Origin of the sequence: Pseudomonas sp. LFS044 (assembly GCF_047978245.1) — a bacterium.
Classification (GTDB): domain Bacteria; phylum Pseudomonadota; class Gammaproteobacteria; order Pseudomonadales; family Pseudomonadaceae; genus Aquipseudomonas.
The window spans coordinates 41313-61106 of record NZ_JBFPFX010000032.1 but is presented as its reverse complement, the minus strand read 5'-3'; the positions used below and the strand labels follow the sequence as shown (position 1 = coordinate 61106).

19 protein-coding genes are annotated in these 19794 nt (G+C 61.8%); 11 read left to right on the top strand and 8 right to left on the bottom strand.

Translation table 11 applies throughout. The annotated features are described in order from the left end of the window. The 6 genes from ACNQPL_RS22750 to ACNQPL_RS22725 form a co-directional block, all read right to left on the bottom strand. Complete coding sequence (locus ACNQPL_RS22750; protein ID WP_346613099.1) at positions 1 to 705, bottom strand: SDR family oxidoreductase; 705 nt, start codon at positions 703 to 705, stop codon at positions 1 to 3. Positions 706 to 817: 112 nt separating this feature from the next. Next, complete coding sequence (locus ACNQPL_RS22745; protein WP_416467968.1) at positions 818 to 1705, bottom strand: LysR substrate-binding domain-containing protein; 888 nt, start codon at positions 1703 to 1705, stop codon at positions 818 to 820. Between the two features lie 33 nt (positions 1706 to 1738). Further along, positions 1739 to 3241, bottom strand: coding sequence for a glycine betaine/L-proline transporter ProP (gene proP / locus ACNQPL_RS22740; RefSeq protein ID WP_346613097.1), 1503 nt, complete (start codon positions 3239 to 3241; stop codon positions 1739 to 1741). Positions 3242 to 3332: 91 nt separating this feature from the next. Then, a complete protein-coding gene (hemB, locus tag ACNQPL_RS22735) occupies positions 3333 to 4307 on the bottom strand; it encodes a porphobilinogen synthase (protein WP_346613096.1) in 975 nt (324 codons plus the stop codon). A 235-nt stretch (positions 4308 to 4542) separates the two neighbouring features. Continuing rightward, a complete protein-coding gene (locus ACNQPL_RS22730) occupies positions 4543 to 5436 on the bottom strand; it encodes a PA4780 family RIO1-like protein kinase (RefSeq protein ID WP_346613095.1) in 894 nt (297 codons plus the stop codon). An 88-nt stretch (positions 5437 to 5524) separates the two neighbouring features. Continuing rightward, positions 5525 to 5956, bottom strand: a complete 432-nt coding sequence (locus ACNQPL_RS22725) for a multidrug/biocide efflux PACE transporter (protein ID WP_416467967.1) — start codon at positions 5954 to 5956, stop codon at positions 5525 to 5527. A 94-nt stretch (positions 5957 to 6050) separates the two neighbouring features. Here ACNQPL_RS22725 and ACNQPL_RS22720 point away from each other — a divergent pair, with 94 nt between their 5' ends. Beyond that, positions 6051 to 6908 (top strand): LysR family transcriptional regulator, encoded by an 858-nt coding sequence (locus ACNQPL_RS22720; RefSeq protein WP_416467966.1) that lies wholly within the window; start codon positions 6051 to 6053, stop codon positions 6906 to 6908. Here ACNQPL_RS22720 and ACNQPL_RS22715 read toward each other — a convergent pair whose 3' ends face one another. Then, a complete protein-coding gene (locus ACNQPL_RS22715) occupies positions 6909 to 7886 on the bottom strand; it encodes a LysR family transcriptional regulator (protein WP_346613092.1) in 978 nt (325 codons plus the stop codon). Between the two features lie 155 nt (positions 7887 to 8041). Here ACNQPL_RS22715 and ACNQPL_RS22710 point away from each other — a divergent pair, with 155 nt between their 5' ends. The 8 genes from ACNQPL_RS22710 to ACNQPL_RS22675 all read left to right on the top strand — a co-directional run bounded on the left by ACNQPL_RS22710 (position 8042) and on the right by ACNQPL_RS22675 (position 16203). Beyond that, entirely contained in the window at positions 8042 to 9337 is a 1296-nt protein-coding gene (locus ACNQPL_RS22710; RefSeq protein WP_416467965.1) for an MFS transporter, read from the top strand. A gap of 13 nt (positions 9338 to 9350) precedes the next feature. Next, positions 9351 to 10106, top strand: coding sequence for a class II aldolase/adducin family protein (locus ACNQPL_RS22705; protein WP_346613090.1), 756 nt, complete (start codon positions 9351 to 9353; stop codon positions 10104 to 10106). Continuing rightward, positions 10103 to 11032, top strand: a complete 930-nt coding sequence (locus ACNQPL_RS22700; RefSeq protein WP_416467964.1) for a 2-hydroxyacid dehydrogenase — start codon at positions 10103 to 10105, stop codon at positions 11030 to 11032. The genes ACNQPL_RS22705 and ACNQPL_RS22700 overlap by 4 nt, the downstream gene beginning before the upstream one ends. A gap of 28 nt (positions 11033 to 11060) precedes the next feature. Further along, entirely contained in the window at positions 11061 to 12287 is a 1227-nt protein-coding gene (locus tag ACNQPL_RS22695; RefSeq protein ID WP_416467963.1) for a Zn-dependent hydrolase, read from the top strand. Between the two features lie 139 nt (positions 12288 to 12426). Continuing rightward, positions 12427 to 13752 carry an MFS transporter gene (locus tag ACNQPL_RS22690; RefSeq protein ID WP_416467962.1) on the top strand — a complete coding sequence of 442 codons (1326 nt, stop codon included), beginning with the start codon at positions 12427 to 12429 and terminating at the stop codon, positions 13750 to 13752. Between the two features lie 72 nt (positions 13753 to 13824). Next, entirely contained in the window at positions 13825 to 15132 is a 1308-nt protein-coding gene (locus tag ACNQPL_RS22685) for an OprD family porin (RefSeq protein ID WP_416467961.1), read from the top strand. A 58-nt stretch (positions 15133 to 15190) separates the two neighbouring features. Beyond that, positions 15191 to 15580 (top strand): RidA family protein, encoded by a 390-nt coding sequence (locus ACNQPL_RS22680; protein ID WP_346613085.1) that lies wholly within the window; start codon positions 15191 to 15193, stop codon positions 15578 to 15580. After that, positions 15577 to 16203 (top strand): RraA family protein, encoded by a 627-nt coding sequence (locus tag ACNQPL_RS22675; protein WP_416467960.1) that lies wholly within the window; start codon positions 15577 to 15579, stop codon positions 16201 to 16203. Before ACNQPL_RS22680 ends, ACNQPL_RS22675 begins: the two co-directional genes overlap by 4 nt. Positions 16204 to 16349: 146 nt before the next feature. On the opposite strand, the gene ACNQPL_RS22670 is transcribed toward ACNQPL_RS22675, so the two are convergent. Next, positions 16350 to 17246 carry a LysR family transcriptional regulator gene (locus tag ACNQPL_RS22670; protein WP_416467959.1) on the bottom strand — a complete coding sequence of 299 codons (897 nt, stop codon included), beginning with the start codon at positions 17244 to 17246 and terminating at the stop codon, positions 16350 to 16352. Positions 17247 to 17378: 132 nt separating this feature from the next. Between ACNQPL_RS22670 and araD1 the strand changes: the two genes are divergently transcribed. Together araD1 and ACNQPL_RS22660 are read left to right on the top strand one after the other, a co-directional pair. Continuing rightward, complete coding sequence (araD1, locus tag ACNQPL_RS22665) at positions 17379 to 18377, top strand: AraD1 family protein (protein WP_416467958.1); 999 nt, start codon at positions 17379 to 17381, stop codon at positions 18375 to 18377. A gap of 64 nt (positions 18378 to 18441) precedes the next feature. Next, positions 18442 to 19767 (top strand): MFS transporter, encoded by a 1326-nt coding sequence (locus ACNQPL_RS22660; RefSeq protein WP_416467957.1) that lies wholly within the window; start codon positions 18442 to 18444, stop codon positions 19765 to 19767. The last annotated feature ends 27 nt before the right edge of the window (positions 19768 to 19794 follow it).

Here is a 19794-nt window from a genome sequence, read left to right as displayed (position 1 = left end):
TCAGATGCTGCGGGTAATGCCGCCGTCGACCTTGATGTTCTGCCCAGTGATGTACGCCGCGCCATCGCTGGCGAGGAACGCCACGGTCGCGGCGATTTCCTCACAGGTGCCATAGCGTTTGAGCGGCACGCTGTCGCGGCGGGCGTCGGTGGCCGGCAGGCTGTCGATCCAGCCCGGCAGCACGTTGTTGATGCGGATATTCTCGGCGGCGTACTTGTCGGCGAAAATCTTGCTGAACGCCGCCAGGCCCGCGCGGAACACGGCCGACGTGGGGAACATCTCGCTGGGCTCGAACGCCCAGGCGGTGGAAATGTTGATGACCACCCCGCCCTGCTGACGCTGCATGATCGGCGTCACCAGGCGGGTCGGGCGGATGACATTGAGCAGGTAGGTTTCCATGCCCTGATGCCAGTCTTCGTCGCTGATTTCCAGGATCGGCGCACGCGGGCCGTGGCCTGCGCTGTTGACCAGTACATCGATACGGCCCCACTTGGCCACCACAGCATCGACCAGGCGCTTGATATCGTCATTGGACTGGTTGCTGCCGGTTACGCCGATACCGCCCAACTCGTGCGCCAGCGCCTCGCCCTTGCCCGACGACGACAAGATGCCGACCTTGAAGCCGTCGGCAGCCAGGCGCCGCGCCGCTGCTGCGCCCATGCCACTGCCACCTGCGATCACGATTGCTACTTTTTCGATAGCCATGAAGCCTCCCGGTCGAACGTTATTCTGAATGAGTGATGGGCCCAGACTAGCACCCGGTTCCCGCCTCGAGAGAGGCAGCAAACCTTCAAACACTCGATAGAAAAACTACTGACTAAGACGCCTGTTGAAGCAACCAGGCACGCACAGTGTCCAGTGCCGGGGGCTGATAGGCAGTGCGCGGCCACACCAGGTAGAACGCCTGGTCCAGGCTGAGCTCGTGGTCGAACGCCAGCCCCAGGCGCCCCGCCGCGATATCGCGCTGCACGAAATGATAACTGGCCAGCGCCAACCCTTGCCCATCAATGGCCGCGTCGATTGCCAACGCCGTCTGGTTGAAACGCACATTGCGCGCAGATGCCTGCAGCGGCTGCAGGAATACCTCGCTGATGAAGTCGGGCCAGAAGTTGTGGGCGTCGTGCAGCAAGGTGTAACGCTGCAACTGCTGAAGATCCGCCGGTGCGCCCTGTGCCTGCAACAATGCCGGGCTGGCCACCGCCACGATGCGCTGCTGCAGAAACAGCTCGGTATTCAGCGCCGGGCCAAACGGCGGCCGCCCGTAGCGCACGGCAATGTCCACGCCCTCCGGGCGAAACTGTGAAAGACGGTCGGTGGCCAGCACCTGCAGGTCGATGCCGGGGTGTTGCTCGGCGAATGACGACAGCCGAGGGATCAGCCACTTCGCCGCAAAGGTCGGGGTAACGCTGATGGTCAGCTGCGCGCCGTCGGGCCTGAGTGCCTGGGTGGCACTGCTGATCAGGGCGAAGGCGCTGCGGATATCGCTGCTGTAACGCTGGCCGGCACCCGTAAGGCCAAGGCCCCGGGGCAGCCGCTCGAACAGCTTGATCCCAAGGTTGGCCTCCAGCCCGCGAACCTGCTGCGCCACTGCCGCCTGGGTGACTCCAAGCTCTTGCGCCGCCAGGCGAAAGTTGAGGTGCCGCGCCACCACCTCGAATACCCGCAAGCCATTGAGCGGCGGCAGCGCGGAAAAACCCTCGGCCATATAGATAATCTACTGAGAGAACAGACCCCCACCTTAATCGATGCGGGGGTGCTGCTGCACCAGCAACTTGCGCTTGGCCTCAAGCTCGGCAATCTGCTCGTCGATGTCCTCGATCTTCTGCTCGATGTTGTCGTGGTGCTCCTGCAACAGCTCGCGGGCCTCTTCTATGTCCGAAGCGGCAGGTGCGGCACCGCGCAGCGGCTTGTTGGCGGTCTCTTTCATGGTCACGCCGGTGATCAGGCCGATTGCAGCAATCACCATCAGGTAGTAGGCCGGCATGTACAGGTCGCCGGTAGTTTCCACCAGCCACGCGGTGAGGGTCGGGGTCAGGCCGGCGATCAGCACCGAAATGTTGAAGGCGCTGGCCAAGGCGCTGTAACGAATGTGCGTGGGGAACATCGCCGGCAGCGTCGACGCCATCACGCCAATGAAGAAGTTGAGCATCACCGCAATGATCAGCAACCCGGCGAAGATCACCCCCAGCACGCCACTGTTGATCAGCATGAACGCAGGGATGGCCAGGACGAACAGGCCTACGCTGCCGACCATGATGAACGGGCGACGGCCCCACTTGTCGCTGAGCAGGCCGATGATCGGCTGCACGAACAGCATGCCGACCATGATCGCGATGATGATCAGCACGCCGTGGTCTTCGCTGTAGTGCAGGTTGTGCGACAGGTAGCTGGGCATGTAAGTGAGCAGCATGTAGTAGGTGACGTTGGTGGCGATCACCACGCCAATGCAGGTCACCAGGCCGCGCCAGTGCTGGGTGGCAACCTCCTTGAACGACACCTTGGGCCCCGACGCCAGGCCTTCGCGGTCACCCTGTTCAAGCTTCTCGACATGCTGCTGGAACGCTGGTGTTTCCTCCAGCGCATGGCGCAGGTAGAGGCCGATGATGCCGAGCGGCAACGCCAGGAAGAACGGCAGGCGCCAGCCCCATTCGAGGAACTTCTCCTCGCCGAGTATGGTGGAAATCAACACCACCACGCCCGCGCCCAGCACGAAGCCTGCGATCGAGCCGAAGTCCAGCCAGCTGCCCAGGAAGCCGCGCTTGCGGTCCGGGGCGTATTCGGCGACGAAGATCGAAGCGCCGGTGTATTCGCCGCCTACCGAGAAGCCCTGGGCCATTTTCGCCAACAGCAGCAGGATCGGCGCCCAGATGCCAATGGAGGCGTAGGACGGTATCAGGCCGATGGCGAAGGTGCTCAGCGACATGATCACGATGGTCGCGGCAAGGATCTTCTGCCGGCCGAACTTGTCGCCCAGGGCACCGAAGAACAACCCGCCCAGCGGGCGGATCAGGAACGGTACCGAGAAGGTGGCCAAGGCCGCGATCATCTGCACGCTGGGGTCAGCGTTGGGGAAAAACACCTTGCCCAGGGCATAGGCGACGAAGCCGTAGACGCCGAAGTCGAACCACTCCATGGCATTGCCCAGCGCCGCAGCGGTGATCGCCTTGCGCATCTTGGCGTCGTCGACGATGGTGATGTCTTTCAAGCCAATCGGCTTGACGCTTTTCTTGCGTGATTTCATTCCAGTGTCCCTGTAGCTGTGGCTCTTTGGCATCAGATACACAGGGACACAAAATAATTCCACGCAAAGCGATTTCTTGCTGCTTTTAGCGTCAGATCCCTTGTTGCGCCAGGTCCATGGCGAAGTACGTCAGGATCAGGTCGGCACCGGCACGCTTGATCGCACCGATGCTTTCACGCACCACACGCCCTTCATCGATGGCACCGGCCAGGCCGCCGAACTTGATCATCGCGTACTCGCCGCTTACCTGGTACGCCGCCAGCGGCAGGCGCGAAGCCGCACGGATGTCGGCGATCACGTCGAGGTAGGCACCGGCCGGCTTGACCATCAGCACATCGGCCCCTTCCTGCTCGTCGAGCAGCGACTCGCGCACGGCTTCGCGGCGGTTCATCGGGTTCATCTGGTAAGCCTTGCGGTCACCTTTGAGCACAGTGCCGCCGGCCTCACGGAACGGGCCGTAGAGCGACGACGCGAACTTGGTGGAATAGGCCATGATCGCCGTGTCGTGGAAGCCTGCGGCATCCAGTGCACCGCGGATCGCCTGGACCTGCCCGTCCATCGCCGCCGACGGCGCGATGAAGTCGGCACCGGCCGCTGCCGCGATCACTGCCTGCTTGCCCAGGTTGGCCAGGGTGGCGTCGTTGTCCACGCCATGGTCGTGCAGCACGCCGCAGTGGCCGTGGCTTGTGTATTCGCAGAAGCAGGTGTCGGACATCACCACCATTTCGGGCACGCTGTCCTTGCAGATGCGCGCCATGCGCGCCACCAGGCCATTCTCGTTCCAGGTGTCGCTGCCGGTAGCATCCAGGTTGTGCGAAACGCCGAAGGTCATCACCGACTTGATGCCGGCACGGGCGTAGCGCTCGATTTCCTGGGCCAGCAGTTTTTCAGGGATGCGGTTGACCCCGGGCATGCTGGAGATCGGCACGAAGTCGTCGATGCCTTCTTCGACGAAGATCGGCAGGATCAGGTCTTCGAGGCGGAACTCGGTCTCCTGGAAGATCGTGCGCAGGGACTCGTTCTGACGCAGACGGCGGGGGCGAACGGAAGGGAAGATGTTGGACATGACAGCTCCAGGGAATACGGACGGCGTACACCTTATGCCTGTTGTGCGCCAGTGAAAAGGCTGGGTGACGAGATTGTGTCTTGCGCGGGGGGTAATAGCCGGGATGTGCGGTGGCCAATCTGGCCTCATCGCCGGCAAGCCGGCTCCCACAAGGGAGCGCAGCGCTGCCGAATCCTGGGTCCGTCCACCCTGTGGGAGCCGGCTTGCCGGCGATGAGGCCAGTACCGCCACTCCATTACTGCAACCAAGGCGGCGGTGGTTCTTCAGCCTTCACCGGCCCATGCTCGGCTTCAGCCAGGGCAGCGCGGCGGCGGGCATCATCCAAGCGCGCCGCTTCGATCTCGCGCATGACCCCACCCACGTCCGCTTCATGCTCGTCATCGGCGAATTCGCCGGTCAACGGGCTGTCGGCACGCAACTCACCCGCCTCGTACAGCGCCCACATTTCCTGGGCATAGCGGGTGTCTTTCAGCTCCGGGGCAAAGCGCCCGAAATAGTGGGCCATGTTCGCCACGTCGCGCTGCAGCATGCTGAACGCATGGTTGTTGCCGGCGGCATCCACCGCCTGCGGCAGGTCGATGATCACCGGGCCGTCAGGGCCCAGCAACACATTGAATTCCGACAGGTCGCCATGCACCAGCCCGGCACACAGCATCAGCACGATCTGGCGAATGACGAAGGCGTGGTACTCACGCGCCTCCTCGGCCTCCAGGTGCACGTCGTTCAGGCGTGGCGCGGCGTCGCCGTCGGCGTCGGTCACCAGCTCCATCAGCAGCACGCCGTCCTGGAAGTCGAACGGTTTGGGCACCCGCACCCCGGCACTGGCCAGGCGGAACAGCGCCGCCACTTCGGCGTTCTGCCAGGCATCCTCGGCCTCTTTGCGGCCGTACTTGCTGCCCTTGGCCATGGCCCGGGCCTGGCGACTATTGCGCACCTTGCGGCCCTCCTGGTACTCGGCGGCCTGGCGGAAACTGCGTTTGTTGGCCTCTTTGTAGACCTTGGCGCAACGTACCTGGGCGCCGCAACGCACCACGTAGACGGCAGCTTCCTTGCCGCTCATCAAGGGTCGCAGTACTTCGTCGACCAGTCCGTCTTCAATCAGCGGTTCGATTCGTTTTGGCGTCTTCATCAGGCTTGTGTTCGGGGTCCTGTCTGGCCTTATGGCTGGGTTGGCGGACATCCTCTCACAGCCTGATGCGACTTGCTCGTTTGTCTGCTCAGGCGGCTGCCCGCCGCTGCTCGATCATGTACCGAGCACGGTCGAACGCCCAGTTGTAGACCACCGTGTAGGGCAGAATGATCACGAAGAAGCCCAGCTCGACCATGAACGCCTGCCACAGCGAAATCTCGAGCATCCAGGCCGCCACTGGCAGGCACCACACCACCAGCCCCGCCTCGAAGCCCAAACCGTGAACGAAACGCGATAACGCCTTCCACTGGATGCGCGGGGTCACCACGAAGCGGTCGACCAGCGCGTTGTAGGCCATGTTCCAGGCCATGGCGATCAGCGAAAGCGTGACTGCCAGGCCACCGGCGGTGGCCAGCGACTTGCCCATGATCCACGACAACAGCGGCGCACACAGCAGCACGGCAAAGACTTCATAGCCAATGGCATGCACCAGACGTTCGGTGAAAGCGGCTTTTTTCATGACAAATTCCATCCAGATAATGACCTCGTGCTTCACATTTTCTTTGATGGAACTGATACTCACCACATAGCACCTATCGGTTTTATCAATACCTATGCGCTACTCGCCCGAAGCCCTCGTTGCCTTTGTCGAAGCCGCCGCCCTCGGCTCGTTCTCCGCTGCGGCGCGCAAATTGCGCAAGAGCCAGTCCACCATCAGCATCGCCATCGCCAACTTCGAGGCCGATGTGGGTTGCCCGCTGTTCGACCGCGCAGGCCGCCACCCTACGCTCAACGCAGCGGGCCGCCAGGTGCTGGGCCACGTCGAGGCGATCCTCGATGCCAGCGCCAGGCTGGATGCCTTGGCGGTGCGCCTGGCCGGGCAGGTCGAGCCACTGGTGTCGGTGGTGATGTCCGACAGCTACAGCGTGACGTTCCAGGGCGCGGTGATCAGCCGCTTCGCCGCCAGCTACCCGCACACCGAGCTGCGCTGCGGGCCAGCCGAGGACGCCGACGTGATCGACATGATCCAGCAGGGCATGGCGCACATCGGCATCCTCGCCGCACAGCCGCAGTACCCGGCCGACGTGGCCGTGGCACGCCTGCCAGAGCAGGCGGAGTTTGCCCTGTATGTCGGCACCGGGCACCCGCTGGCCACGCTGGCGGCAGTGCAACCGCAGCACCTGGAGAACGAGCGCCAGCTGTATATCCGGACTTACGCCCCTAGCCTGCACCGCGGGCGCGGCCAGGCCTGGTCGGCGCCCGACTACCTGACCTTGCTGGAATTCGCCGTGCGCGGCTTTGGCTGGGCCGAGCTGCCCAGGGCGCTGGTGTCGCGCTTCGGCAGTGGCCTGGTGGAATTGCCAGTGGCGGGTTACCCACGGCGCGTCGCCATGGATGTGGTCTGGTCACGCGGCCACCCGCTGGGGCCGGCTGGGCAGTGGCTGGTGCAGCAACTGCTCGAGCACACCTGATCAGGCAAGCAAGGCCTGAGCTAGACAATGCTGGAAGCTTTCCAGGAACACCGTCTCGGCCATGGTCATCCTCTGCTCCCTGTTCCAGAGCAAGTGCAAATCTGCGTTGACGATGCCTTCTGCAGGCGGCAACCGCCACAGCAGCCCCTTTTCCACATCTTCATGGAGGAGGTGTTCAGGCATGCAGCCTACTCCGTACCCCGCACAAACCAGCCGCTGAACTTCCTCTACGCTAGGAGACGATGCAACGATGCGCCCGGTGAACCCATGCTGGTCACGGAACATCGCAAGCGGCGACAGGTTGCCGCCCAACTGGTCGCTGACAAAACTCACGAAATTCTCCCCACGAAGCGACTCGAGCGTCACATCGCTGCGCCCAAATAATCGATGCCGCACGCCACAGAAGAACGCATAACGCTGGCTGACAAGTAGACGTTGCTCGAGCTTGGGCTGCGGAATGCGACACAGGCCGACGCCGGCTGTGGCCGTTTTCTGCAGCAAAGAGCTGATGATATCGGCGCTGCGCATGACATCGATTTCCAGTTCTACACGTGGATGCGCCTCGTGGAAATCGCCCAGGAAATCGTCGTAGAGCTGTGACTGCACTCGACTGACGCTCAGCACTCGCACCTTGCCTACTACGTCATCGCTTTCCTTTTCCACCGCGGCGCTGATGCGCGATACATCCCCATAAATATCGATGGCAATGCGCAACACTTCCTCCCCGGCAGCCGTAAGGTCAAAACGCGGACCACCTCGGAGAATGAGCGCGCAGCCGAGCTGCTCTTCCAGACGCCTCAGCGCCTGACTAACCGCAGACTGGGTCACGTGCAACCTGGCTGCAGCTCTGCTGATGCTGCCCTCTTGGCCAATCGCAAGGTAGGTACGCAGCAGGTTCCAGTCCAGGCGGTCGTTCAAGAATCGACGCCCTTCCCATTTGTTGACCAAAGCATCAGATCGTGAAGTTGGTGGATTCATTGAGTGACCTATTAGTAGCGGTGCTAATACGACGGATAAGAATTAGCAAATTGACTAATCATAGGCCCAAGGCGATAAATCTCGAAAGCGCCAACAGAGCGCGACCGGCTTAGCCAAACCTGCCCACCTGCCTATAACTCCAAGAAGGGCCTTGCATGCATACGTCAAACCAGCCGCGTCGTGCGGCGGCTGCCGCATTTGTCGGCACCACCATCGAGTTCTACGACTTCTACATCTATGCCACGGCGGCTGCGCTCGTCCTGGGCCAAGTGTTCTTCCCGAGCAGCAACCCCTTGCTCAGCACCTTGGCGGCATTCGGCACCTTCGCAGTGGGATTCGTTGCGCGTCCGTTGGCAGGCATGGTCTTCGGCCACTTGGGTGACCGTCTGGGCCGCAAGAAAATGTTGCTGGTCACCATGGTTCTCATGGGCCTGGCCACCACGGGCATCGGCCTACTGCCCAGCTACGCCAGTGCTGGCATCTGGGCACCTATCGGGCTGATTGCCCTGCGCATTGTCCAGGGGATCTCCGTCGGTGGTGAGTGGGGTGGTGCCGTCCTGATGGCCAGTGAACATGCTCCGGCCAAACGCAAAGTGTTCTACGCGTCATTCGCTCAGCTCGGTAGCCCAGCAGGCTTACTCCTTGCTCTCATCGCGTTCCGCCTGGTGTCTACATTGGAACCCGAAGAGTTCCTCAGCTGGGGTTGGCGCCTGCCGTTCCTGGCCAGTGGCGTGTTGATGCTGGTTGGCCTGGCAATTCGATTCGGCGTAGAAGAGAGCCCTGAGTTCCAAGCCGCCAAGGCCAAGCAAGAAGTCGTCAAATACCCGGTGCTGGAAGTGGTGCGTGACTGCTGGAGGCAGATCCTCTTTTCCGCCCTCGCAGTAACCATCGGCTCCGCAGGCTTCTTCTTCACCAACACCTTCATGATCACCTACGTGACCACCTATCAGGGTATCCCTCGAGCAACCATCCTCGACTGCCTGTTCCTGGTGACCATCCTGCAGTTCTTGACCCAGCCACTGGCCGCGCTGCTGGCTGAACGCATCGGCGAAGGCCGCTTCCTCAAACTGGTAGCCCTGCTGTGCATGGCTGTGCCCTACCCCATGTTCATGCTGGTCGGCACCCAGAACCTGGTGCTGATGACAGCCGGTATCGCCATGGCAGTTGTCACGCTCTCGGCTTTGTATGCGGTGATCGCCGGCTACATGACCCAAGCCTTCCCTGCCCACCTGCGCTATTCCGGGATCTCTCTGGCCTACCAGTTGATTTGCGCCATCGCCGGGGGCAGCACGCCGATCATCGGCACCCTGCTGGCCGACCGCTTCGCCGGCCAGTGGCTGCCACTCGCCGTGTTCTTCACCGCACTCTCCACGCTTTCCTTGATCGGCGTCTGTGGTCTCTCTCGCCTACGTGGCGAGCAGCAGCAACCCATCCCCGCCATCGCTCGTTAAATCAGGAGTTTTCATGAGCAAGCCGCACAACATCAGCGATGTCGAATGGCAGGCACGCTGCGAACTGGCCGCGCTGTACCGAATGGTTGCGCACTTTCGCATGACCGACTTGATCGACACCCATATCACCCTGCGTATTCCTGGGCCTGAGCATCACTTCCTGATCAACCAATACGGGGTGATATTCGACCGGATGCGTGCCAGCGACCTGGTACGCATCGACCAACATGGCAATGTCGTCGACCAGGCCAATGGCGAGCGCCGGGTGAACGCTGCTGGCTTCGTGATCCACTCAGCGATTCACATGGCACGACCGGACATGCACTGCGTGATCCACACCCATACCGCCGCCGGAATCGCCGTCTCGGCCCAGGAGCACGGGTTGTTGCCGATCAGCCAGCATGCATTGAAGTTCTACGAAAAGCTGGCGTACCACCAATACGAGGGCATCGCCCTGTCCCTGGATGAGCGTGAGCGCCTGATCGCCGACCTTGGCACCCACAAAGCGATGATCCTGCGCAACCATGGCCTGCTGGCCGGCGGCGCCAGTGTTGCCGAGGCCTTCCACGAGATTCACTTCCTGGAACGCGCCTGCCAGGCGCAAGTGCAAGCATTGGCCGGCGGCAGCAAGCTCATCTACCCCAGCGAAGAAGTGTGCCGCCACACCGCCGCACAGTTCCAACGCGACGAGTCTGCGCAAATCATCAGCCTGAGCTGGGACGCTGCCTTGACCTTGATCGAACAGCAACGCGAGTCGTACTGCTCATGAAGCCGCTGGTATTGCTTTCAACTGACCAAGCACTTCTGGGCCAACTGCAGTCTGCCTTCGCGCGCAGCGCTCCCCAGCTACGTGTGGTGCTGGCCAACGATCCCGCTGCCCAGGAGGCACAGGTAGCCGCTTGCTGGTTCCCTCCAGTAGGCAGCCTCAGCGCATTACCCAACCTGAAGCTGATTCACTCGGTGGCTGCTGGTGTTGATCACCTGGCCAACGACCCGAGCCAGCCAGCATTGCCAGTGTGCAGAGTCGTAGACCCAGCTCACCGCCAAGGCATGGCGGAGTACGTTCGCTGGGCGGTCATCCACTACCATCGGGACTTCGACCGAGCACTTGCCCAACAGCAGCAACAGGTATGGCAACGTCACCCTCAACGCCTCGCTGCCGAATACCGCATCGGTGTGATGGGGCTCGGTTCCCTGGGAGGCGCCATTGCCGGCGAGTTGGCCGAGGCCGGATATGCGGTCCGAGGTTGGTCGAGGAGTGCCAGGCAGCTGAACGGCGTGCGCACATTCGCAGGCGCTGGGGCGTTCGATCTATTCCTGGATGGCCTCGACCTGTTGATCAATCTGCTGCCGTTGACCGATGCCACTCGCGGCATTCTCTGCCAGAAAACCTTTGAAGCCTTGGCGCCGAACGCGGCAGTGATCAACTGCGGACGCGGGCAACACCTGCAGGTGGATGACCTGGTCAACGCCATCAACAGAGGCCGACTGCGCGGTGCGCTGCTGGATGTGTTCGAAAAAGAACCGCTGCCATTGGACAGCCGCCTCTGGAGCACGCCGGGCATCGTCGTCACACCCCACATGGCCTCATGCGCGTCTCACGACTGCATTGCCCAGCAAGTGGCCGAGAACGCTCGGCGCCTGGCCTGCGCTGAACCCCTCCTGAACCAAGTAGACCCCGCGCTCGGATACTGATCCCACCGCCTGTTTGAGGATTCATATCATGCATACATGCAATGGCACACGGCTGTGGGACGGCCTCATGGACATGGCCAAGGTCGGCCCGACTGCCAAGGGCGGCAACTGCCGCCTGGCACTGTCGAAAGAAGACCGAGATGGACGCGAGCTGTTCGCGAGCTGGTGCCGCGAGGCCGGCATGAGCATCCATGTCGACGCGATCGGCAACCTGTTCGCCCGCCTGCCAGGCCGCAATGACGCCCTGCCCCCTGTGGTCATGGGCAGCCATCTGGACACTCAACCGAAGGGCGGTCGCTTCGATGGCATCTACGGTGTGCTTGCCGGCCTGGAAGTGGTACGCAGCCTCCAGGACAAAGGCCTGCAGCTTGAGCGCCCATTGGAAATTGCGGTGTGGACGAACGAAGAAGGCGCTCGTTTTACGCCTGCCATGCTCGGCTCCGCGGTGTTCACGGGCGAGCTGCCCCTCGCCCAAGCGCTGTCCAGCTGCGATGCTGAAGGCGTCAGCGTGGCCGAAGCGTTGGAACAAACCGGCTATGCGGGTGAGCTTGCTCTGGGCCGTGAGTTCGACGCGTACTTCGAAGCACATATCGAACAAGGCCCAATCCTGGAAGATGCAGGCCTGCCCGTAGGCCTGGTGATGGGTGGACAAGCGATTTGCTGGCTGGACATCGAGATCAGTGGACAGGCCGCTCACGCTGGCACCACGCCCATGCCCTTGCGCCGCGACTGCCTGTTCGGCGTGGGAGAAATGATCACCGCACTCGAACAACTGTCACGCGACTTCGCACCCAAAGGTCTCGTTACCGTTGGCCAATTGCAGATCGCCCGCTCTTCCCGCAACACCATCCCTGGCCACGTGGCGTTTACCCTCGACCTTCGCCATCACGAAGACGCCGCCATCGCTGACATGGAAGCCAGCGCCCGTGCACTCATCGACCAGATCGCCACCAAGCGTGGCTTGCAAGTCCAGATCGAGCGCCACTGGCTGAGCCCGGCCACGCCGTTCGACCCGGCCTGCATCGATGCAGTACGCAAAGCCATCGAAGGCCTGGGCTACCCGTACCAGCCAATCGTCAGCGGCGCCGGCCATGACGCCATTCACCTGGCCCGTCACTGCCCAACCACTATGGTGTTCATCCCCTGCGTCGGCGGCCTGAGCCATAACGAAGCCGAAGACGCCTTGCCCAACGACGTGACCATGGGCTGCGACGTATTGCTCAACGCCGTGCTGAACCGCGCCGACCGGCGCTGACTTAGCCAGATCCACCCAGGCGCCCAGCCAATTCAAGAAAGCTGGGCCCACGGGAACGCTTTGCCCAAAAACAAGAAATAGCCGCTCCATCTTCAGCTGCCAATAACAACCAGAACCCATCTTTCGGGAGAAAATGGCAATGACCAGCCCTGCGTACACCGAGGTTGCCAGCACGCAACCACAACGCACCGCCGACATGAAAAAAGTCGCGGTCGCCAGTGTGATCGGCACCACCGTTGAGTGGTATGACCTGTTCCTCTTCGCCACGGCCTCGGCCCTGGTATTCAACAAAATCTTCTTCCCAGGCTTTGATCCCCTGGTAGGCACCCTCCTCGCTTTCGGCACCTTTGCTTCAGCCTACGGTGCCAGGATGATCGGCGCCGCGCTCTTCGGTCACTTCGGTGACCGCCTGGGACGTAAATCGATGCTGCTGATTTCGCTGCTGACCATGGGTGCGGCCACGTTCGCCATCGGCCTGTTGCCAAGCTACGAGTCGGTGGGCATCTGGGCGCCGATCATGTTGCTGACATTGCGAATTATCCAGGGCCTGGCCTTGGGTGGGGAATGGGGCGGCGCTGTGCTGATGGCCGTGGAGCACGCGCCAAAACATCAGCGTGGGCTGTACGGATCGTGGGTTCAGATCGGCGTACCGGCGGGTACGATGCTGGCCAATCTCGTATTCCTGATGTTCGCCACAACGCTGAGCAACGAACAGCTGCTGGATTGGGGATGGCGTGTCCCATTCCTGCTCAGTGTTCTGCTGATCGGACTGGGCTTGTACATCCGCCTGAACATCCATGAAACGCCGTCGTTCAAAGCAGTAGAGAACAAAGGCACCCAGGTCAAAGTGCCTCTCTTCGAAGTGTTCCGCAAATACTGGAAACAGGTTGTCCTGGGTGGCGTGGCAACCATGTCCACTGGCACCTCCTACAACCTCATTGTGGCCTTCGGGCTCACCTACGGCACCCAGACCTTGGGCTTCACACGGGGCGAAATGCTCACGGTGGTGCTGGTTTCCTGTGCAGCCTGTATCGGCATGCTCCCGTTCTTTGGGTCACTCTCCGACCGGATCGGACGTAAGCCGATCATCATCGGCGGGATCATCGCTGAGGCACTCGTGGCCTTCCCAATGTTCTGGCTGATGGACACCAAAGTGTTGGGCCTGGCCTTCGCCGGCTACTTCCTGATGATGACTGCATTTGCGGCCAACTACGGCCCCATCGCCACCTTCCTTGCCGAGCTGTTCGGCACTCGAGTGAGGTATTCAGGGCTTTCGATCAGCTACATGCTTTCCGGCCTGCTGGGGAGTGCCGCTACCCCTCTGGTCACCACCGCGTTGCTGTCTTGGACTGGCACCGGCTCATCGATTGCGTGGTACATGATCGGCTCAGCAGCAGTCTCTCTGATCGCTCTACTGCTACTCACCGAGACCTTCGAACGGGATATCGATCAAGCACGGCAGTAAGTCCGTGCCGTACCCCCGAAATGCTCGCCTTTGGAGCGGGCGCTTCCCAGTTCCGTTTGTAGAGTTTTCACGATGAAAAAATACCTGATGAGTGCCGGCGTATTCGCCCTCTCTCCTTTCGCTCAGGCTGACCTGGTGGCAGACAGCCATGCAAATCTTGGTCTGCGAAATTTCTACTTCAACAACGATTTCCGCGATCAAGCTGGCAGCCTTGGCCAGAGCAAAACCGAGGAATGGGCACAAGCGTTCGTCTTCGATTTCAAATCTGGCTATACCAATGGCCCAATAGGCATAGGCTTGGATGCTTTGGGATTGATGGGCGTGACGCTTGATAGCGGGGATGGTCGCCACCGTGGCAGCAGCATGATCCCCGATGACGGCTCGGGCGCGGCTCAACAGTGGAGCCGCCTGGGCCTGACACCCAAGCTGAAAGTCGCCAACACCGAACTGCGATACGGCACGCTGATGCCCAAGCTTCCGGTGCTGACCTACAACGATGGTCGCCTGCTGCCCCAAACGTTCGAGGGGGCGCAGATCACCTCCACCGACCTGGATGGCCTGACGCTAACTGGCGGGCGCCTGAACCGTGCCACGGGTCGCGCCTCCAGTGACCGCACTGGATTGGCGGTAGCGGGAGGTTCCCGTGAGAGCGACCAGTTCCTGTTCGCGGGTGGCGACTACCGGCTCGGCAAGCAACTCACGGCGCAATACTACGTTGCCAACCTCGAGGACTATTACACCCAGCACTTCGTAGGCCTCACCCACACGCTTGCGCTCCCCGAAGGCCAATCGCTGCGGACTGATCTGCGTTACTTTCGCACCGTCGCCGATGGAGCCAACGACTCCGCTGCTGGTCGTGCAAGTGGGTACCGCGTGGGGGGCTACACCGAGGACGGTGACGGCAAGATCGATAACCACACCTGGAGCGCCGCGCTGACCTATTCCGTCCAGGGCCACGCGCTGATGGGCGGCTATCAGGAGGTGTCGGATGCAAGCAACTTCGTCCAGCCGAATCAGGGCTCCCTCAGCGGCAAGGGCGCAGGGGGTGCCAGTGTCTACCTCTACACCGACCGGATGCTCGCGAGCTTCAACCGAGCAGGCGAGCGTACCGCGTTCGCCCAGTACAGCTACGACTTCGCCGCTGCCGGCGTACCTGGCCTGAAGTTCGCCCTGATGTACCTCAAGGGTGACGACATCCGCACCACCAGCGCAAATGACGCGAGCGAATGGGAGCGGGATATCGGCCTGGACTATGTCGTGCAGGCCGGTGCACTCAAAGGCCTCGGCCTGGCTTGGCGCCACGGGTTGCTGCACTCCGAAATCGACCCCAACCAGGAACAGAACCGACTCATCGTCAGCTACACCCTGGCGCTTTTCTGATTTCTGACCCAGTGCTGCCGGCGAGCCGGTGGCACGCCTTCGCTCCAAGGAGTTCTCAATGCAACGCATCCACAGCGCCCCTGGCACTATCAGCCCAGTAGGCCCGTATTCCCAAGCCGTGGTCAGCGGCCACTTGGTGTTCACCGCCGGCCAGATTCCATCACTGGGCAGCCTGGAAGAGCAGCCCGACAATTTCAAAGACCAGGTCAGGCAGACCTTCGCCAACCTTGCCGCGATCCTCGAAGCGGCGGGCTCCAGCCTGTCCCACATCGTCAAGGTCAACGCCTACCTGACAGACCCCGATCAACTGGTGCCCTTCAACGAGGTGTACAAGGAAATCCTTGGCCATGCACCACCCGCTCGTACAACCGTCTGCGTGCAGTTGTGGGGCGTGAGCCTGGAAATCGACTGTATAGCCGAGCTGGTCGACATGGAGCGTGGGCAATGACCGACAACGATCTGATCGCAAAGCTGCGAGAAGTCAGCTTCGCCACACTGGGCCACTTCCTCGAACGAGGGTTCGTCAGCCATGAAGTCCGCGCAATGGTACCGGGCGGACGCATTGTCGGCCGGGCAGTGACGTTGCGGCTTGCACAGCCGGATGCCATCGCAGTCAATCGCGCCCTGGTCTCCCTGCAGCCAGGCGACGCTCTGGTGATCGACATGGCGGGTGACCATGCCCACGCTTGCGTTGGCGCCGTCACGCAGTTCGCGGCTCGCTGCGCAGGTGCAGCCGGCATCATCGTTGATGGCGTAGTTACCGACATCAACGAACTGCGTGCCTGCCAATTACCGGTCTTCGCCCGCGGCACCACGCAGCTGACTACCAAGCTGATCGCAAGCGCCGCAAGCCAGGTGAATGTGGCAGTGAACTGCGCTGGTGTTACGGTGAACCCAGGCGACCTTGTCTTGGCCGATGACAACGGTGTGCTCATCTTGCCAGCGGGAGAGCTGGCAACCGTAATAGACAAAGCGCTGCATGCCGATCTTACTGAGCCCGATTTGCTGGCGCGGCTGCGCGATGGTGAACCGCTCTACAAGGTGCTGGTTACAAGTACTGGAAACGACTAGACCAGCCGCACTGCGGGTTCCAGCGCTAGGTTGTCAATCATGAAGCCGCCATGGCCGATGGGAGGCCAGCGCCCAGGAGGGGCATACAGCCGCCCGAAGAACACGCCGCGAGCGCTACAGGCGGTGTATTCAGGCGCTCGAAAGGGTTAGGCCGTCAGAATGTCTACGAGCATCTGTGCAGGCTTACTCAACTCGACACCAACCCGGGTCACGACCTCGTAGGGCTCGCTCCGCGACTTCAGTTGCAGCGGTAAACGCACCAGCATGCCGTGGTCCAGGGCCATCCTGGCGACATCCCACGGCATCACCGCGAGCAGATCACGATCTTGCATGAGCATGGACAGGGTCGTGAAAGTCGACGAAGTCTCGATGGGGTATTGCGGGAAGCTCAAGCCGGCCTCGCGAAACTCCCGCTCAAGGGTCAGACGCATAGGCATGTTTACCGGGAACACCACCCAGCGCGATTGCGCCAACTGCTCAAGCGTCAACTCTGCGCAGGCCGCCAGCGGATGCGCCGGGTTTGCCACCAGCACCAACTGCTCCTGATGTTTAACCCGGCTCTCATAGGCTGTAGGCCTTGAGCTGACGCTGGTTCGGCAAATCACCACATCCACGCGCCCTTGGTCGAGCAGGTTGAGCAAGCGGTCACTGGTGTCCTCTACCACCGATACCGATAGGTCCGGTTGGTTCTCGCGCAAACGCGCCAGGCCTTCCACCATGATCGGCACGGCGCCCATGATGGTGCCCACCGACAAACGTCCCCCATGCCCCTGGAGAATGCCCAGCATCTCCTCACGCAGATGCGCAAGGTCGTTACCAATCAAGCGTGCATAGCGCACCACGCAACGGCCCAGGTCATTGGCTTCGAGGCCTTTGCTGGTCCGTTCGAACAGCACCGCGCCCAGCGTCGACTCGATCTCGTTCAGCGCCTTGGTCGCCCCGGGCTGGGTAATCGACATGGCCTCGGCGGCCTTGTGGATCGAACCCAGCTCGTCGAGGCTGATCAGCAGCCGCAACTGACGTAGGCGCAGGCGCGAAGCCATGGAGCTCAAGGGAGGCAGCATAGGGGATCACTAAAAGTTATCACGGGGTCAACAGCTCTCATTAGGCACCAATGGCAGGGATATTTAAAGTGGCTGGCACGTGCTTCCCCACAACAACAACCCGGAGCCAGCATGCGCCTGATCCAATTCGAAACCGCACCCTCCCAGCGCCACGTCGGCGTCGTCGAAGGCGACCTGATTCAGGTTGTGCGCGACACCACGCACCTGCGGGAACTGGCCCTTGCAGCCATCCGCAACCAGCGCAGCCTCGCCGCGCAAGTGCTCGAACGCGGTCTGGACAGCACCGACCAGCGCTACAGCGATGCCTTGAACGAGTGCCGGGTGCTTCCACCGCTCGACCATGAAGACCCGGCACACTGCTTGATCAGCGGTACCGGGCTCACGCACCTGGGCAGTGCCTCTACCCGCGACAAGATGCACCAGCAGAAAATCGCCGACGGGGCGGCGCTCACCGACACCGCGCGCATGTTCCAATGGGGGATTGAGGGTGGCCGCCCCCCAGCAGGCAGTGCCGGCGCGCAGCCAGAGTGGTTCTACAAGGGCGATGGTTCGATCGTCGTCCGCCCAGGGCAAGCCTTGCAGCCCCCCGCCTTTGCCGAGGATGCGGGTGAAGAACCGGAACTGGCTGGCCTGTATGTGATCGGTGATGACGGCCTGCCGTACCGGCTGGGCTTTGCCATCGGCAACGAGTTTTCCGACCACGTGATGGAGCGGCGTAGTTACCTGTACCTGGCGCACTCCAAACTGCGTAATTGCTCATTCGGTCCCGAACTGCGTGTCGGCGAGTTGCCACGCCATCTGCAGGGCAGCAGCCGAATACTGCGCGGTGACCAGGTGATATGGGAAAAGGATTTTCTTAGCGGTGAGGACAACATGTGCCACTCGTTGGAGAATCTGGAGTACCACCATTTCAAGTACAGCCAGTTTTTGCGCCCCGGTGATGTGCACATTCACTTCTTCGGCACCGCGACGCTGTCGTTTGCCGACCAGGTCAAGGCCGTCGAGGGCGATGTGTTCGAAATCAGCCTGGCGGAGTTCGGCGCCCCCCTGCGAAACGGCATCAGCAAGACGCCTGCGGCCATCGCACCCGGCGCGGTGAAGACGCTCTGACCCGACGGCGGCGCAGGGCCGCGCCGCCGCGGCATTTCATAACAATCACAAAAGTGAGATGAGCATGAACAACAGCCCTTCCCCTGCAGCTCCCGCGCCTGCTTTGGCGATGACCGTTAACGCCAAGCCGACCACTGTGCGTTGGCGCATCTTCCTGATCCTGCTGTTGCTGGCGGCGATCAACTACATCGACCGCGCTTCGCTGTCGGTAGCACTGCCGATGATTTCCGCCGAATTCGAGCTGACGCCTGCGCTTGAAGGCTTGATCCTGAGCGCGTTCTTCTGGTCATACGCCTTGATGCAGATTCCTGCAGGGGTGCTGCTCGATCGCTTCCAGGTGCGCAATATCATTGGCGTCGCAACCATCGGCTGGGGCGCATTCCAGGCCTTGGGCGGGTTTGCCCATAACTGGATCACGTTGCTGGTCACGCGCATTGGCCTGGGCGTGGCAGAGTCGCCAATCATGCCCGCTGGCGCCAAGCTCAACGGCGCCTGGCTGACGCCCAACGAGCGTGGCCGGGGTGCCACTCTGGTCGACGGCGGCGCGCCGCTGGGCACTGCATTCGGCGCCATTATCATCGCCGGCCTGATCACCTGGTTCGACTCTTGGCGCATCGCCTTTATCGTCGCTGGAGTCGGCACAGTGGCCGCCGGTATCTGGGCCTGGTGGTACATCCGCAACCACCCCAGCGAGCATCCGCACGTCAATGCCGCTGAATTGGCTTACATCACCCAGGCCAACGATGCCGCGAGCAAGGGCAACGGCAACGGCAACCGTAAGGCCGTGCTCAAGGAATTACTCAAAAGCCGCTCTGTGCTGTGCATGTTCGCCGGCTACGCCTGCTACAACAGCGTGTTCTACGGCCTGCTGACCTGGATGCCGAGCTACCTGCACCAAGCGCATAACCTCGACATCAAGGCCATGGGCGGGGCGACCTTCCTGATCTTCATGTGTGGCTTCGTTGGCGAGCTGATCGGCGGCTGGGTCTCCGACAAATGGAAAGCCAGCGGCGGTAAACCGAATACTGTGATGCGCAGCATGTTCGCCGGCTCCGCCGCGGTCGCCGCACTGTGCATCCTGCTGGTGGCCTACACGCCGGATGCCGGCCTGGTCATCGCCCTGCTCTGCGTGGCGCTGTTCTTCATCCGTTGGTGCGGTATGTACTGGTGTCTGCCAGCCATTCTGGGCGGTAAGTCCAAGGCCGGGGTGCTGGGCGGCAGCATGAACTTCTGCGGCAACATGGTCGGCGTGCTGGTGCCGATCCTGATCGGCCTGATCGTGCAGTTCACCGGTTCCTATTTCCTGGCCCTGATCTTCTTCGTGGTCATGGCCTTCGGCCTGATGCTGTTTTCTGGCCTGATCGACTATCGCGAGCGCGGGCTGGCCTGAGCCAGGCGCCCCATTGAGGTGAATGTC

What these genes read in the sequence shown, in the direction of transcription:
- ACNQPL_RS22680 (WP_346613085.1), top strand. Translation starts at nt 15,191, where the DNA reads ATGCAACGCATCCACAGCGCCCCTGGCACTATCAGCCCAGTAGGCCCG.
- ACNQPL_RS22710 (WP_416467965.1), top strand. Translation starts at nt 8,042, where the DNA reads ATGCATACGTCAAACCAGCCGCGTCGTGCGGCGGCTGCCGCATTTGTC.
- ACNQPL_RS22695 (WP_416467963.1), top strand. Translation starts at nt 11,061, where the DNA reads ATGCATACATGCAATGGCACACGGCTGTGGGACGGCCTCATGGACATG.
- ACNQPL_RS22725 (WP_416467967.1), bottom strand. Translation starts at nt 5,956, where the DNA reads ATGAAAAAAGCCGCTTTCACCGAACGTCTGGTGCATGCCATTGGCTAT.
- ACNQPL_RS22675 (WP_416467960.1), top strand. Translation starts at nt 15,577, where the DNA reads ATGACCGACAACGATCTGATCGCAAAGCTGCGAGAAGTCAGCTTCGCC.
- ACNQPL_RS22700 (WP_416467964.1), top strand. Translation starts at nt 10,103, where the DNA reads ATGAAGCCGCTGGTATTGCTTTCAACTGACCAAGCACTTCTGGGCCAA.
- ACNQPL_RS22705 (WP_346613090.1), top strand. Translation starts at nt 9,351, where the DNA reads ATGAGCAAGCCGCACAACATCAGCGATGTCGAATGGCAGGCACGCTGC.
- ACNQPL_RS22750 (WP_346613099.1), bottom strand. Translation starts at nt 705, where the DNA reads ATGGCTATCGAAAAAGTAGCAATCGTGATCGCAGGTGGCAGTGGCATG.
- ACNQPL_RS22745 (WP_416467968.1), bottom strand. Translation starts at nt 1,705, where the DNA reads ATGGCCGAGGGTTTTTCCGCGCTGCCGCCGCTCAATGGCTTGCGGGTA.
- ACNQPL_RS22720 (WP_416467966.1), top strand. Translation starts at nt 6,051, where the DNA reads ATGCGCTACTCGCCCGAAGCCCTCGTTGCCTTTGTCGAAGCCGCCGCC.
- ACNQPL_RS22730 (WP_346613095.1), bottom strand. Translation starts at nt 5,436, where the DNA reads ATGAAGACGCCAAAACGAATCGAACCGCTGATTGAAGACGGACTGGTC.
- ACNQPL_RS22670 (WP_416467959.1), bottom strand. Translation starts at nt 17,246, where the DNA reads ATGGCTTCGCGCCTGCGCCTACGTCAGTTGCGGCTGCTGATCAGCCTC.
- ACNQPL_RS22690 (WP_416467962.1), top strand. Translation starts at nt 12,427, where the DNA reads ATGACCAGCCCTGCGTACACCGAGGTTGCCAGCACGCAACCACAACGC.
- ACNQPL_RS22715 (WP_346613092.1), bottom strand. Translation starts at nt 7,886, where the DNA reads ATGAATCCACCAACTTCACGATCTGATGCTTTGGTCAACAAATGGGAA.
- araD1 (WP_416467958.1), top strand. Translation starts at nt 17,379, where the DNA reads ATGCGCCTGATCCAATTCGAAACCGCACCCTCCCAGCGCCACGTCGGC.
- proP (WP_346613097.1), bottom strand. Translation starts at nt 3,241, where the DNA reads ATGAAATCACGCAAGAAAAGCGTCAAGCCGATTGGCTTGAAAGACATC.
- ACNQPL_RS22660 (WP_416467957.1), top strand. Translation starts at nt 18,442, where the DNA reads ATGAACAACAGCCCTTCCCCTGCAGCTCCCGCGCCTGCTTTGGCGATG.
- hemB (WP_346613096.1), bottom strand. Translation starts at nt 4,307, where the DNA reads ATGTCCAACATCTTCCCTTCCGTTCGCCCCCGCCGTCTGCGTCAGAAC.
- ACNQPL_RS22685 (WP_416467961.1), top strand. Translation starts at nt 13,825, where the DNA reads ATGAAAAAATACCTGATGAGTGCCGGCGTATTCGCCCTCTCTCCTTTC.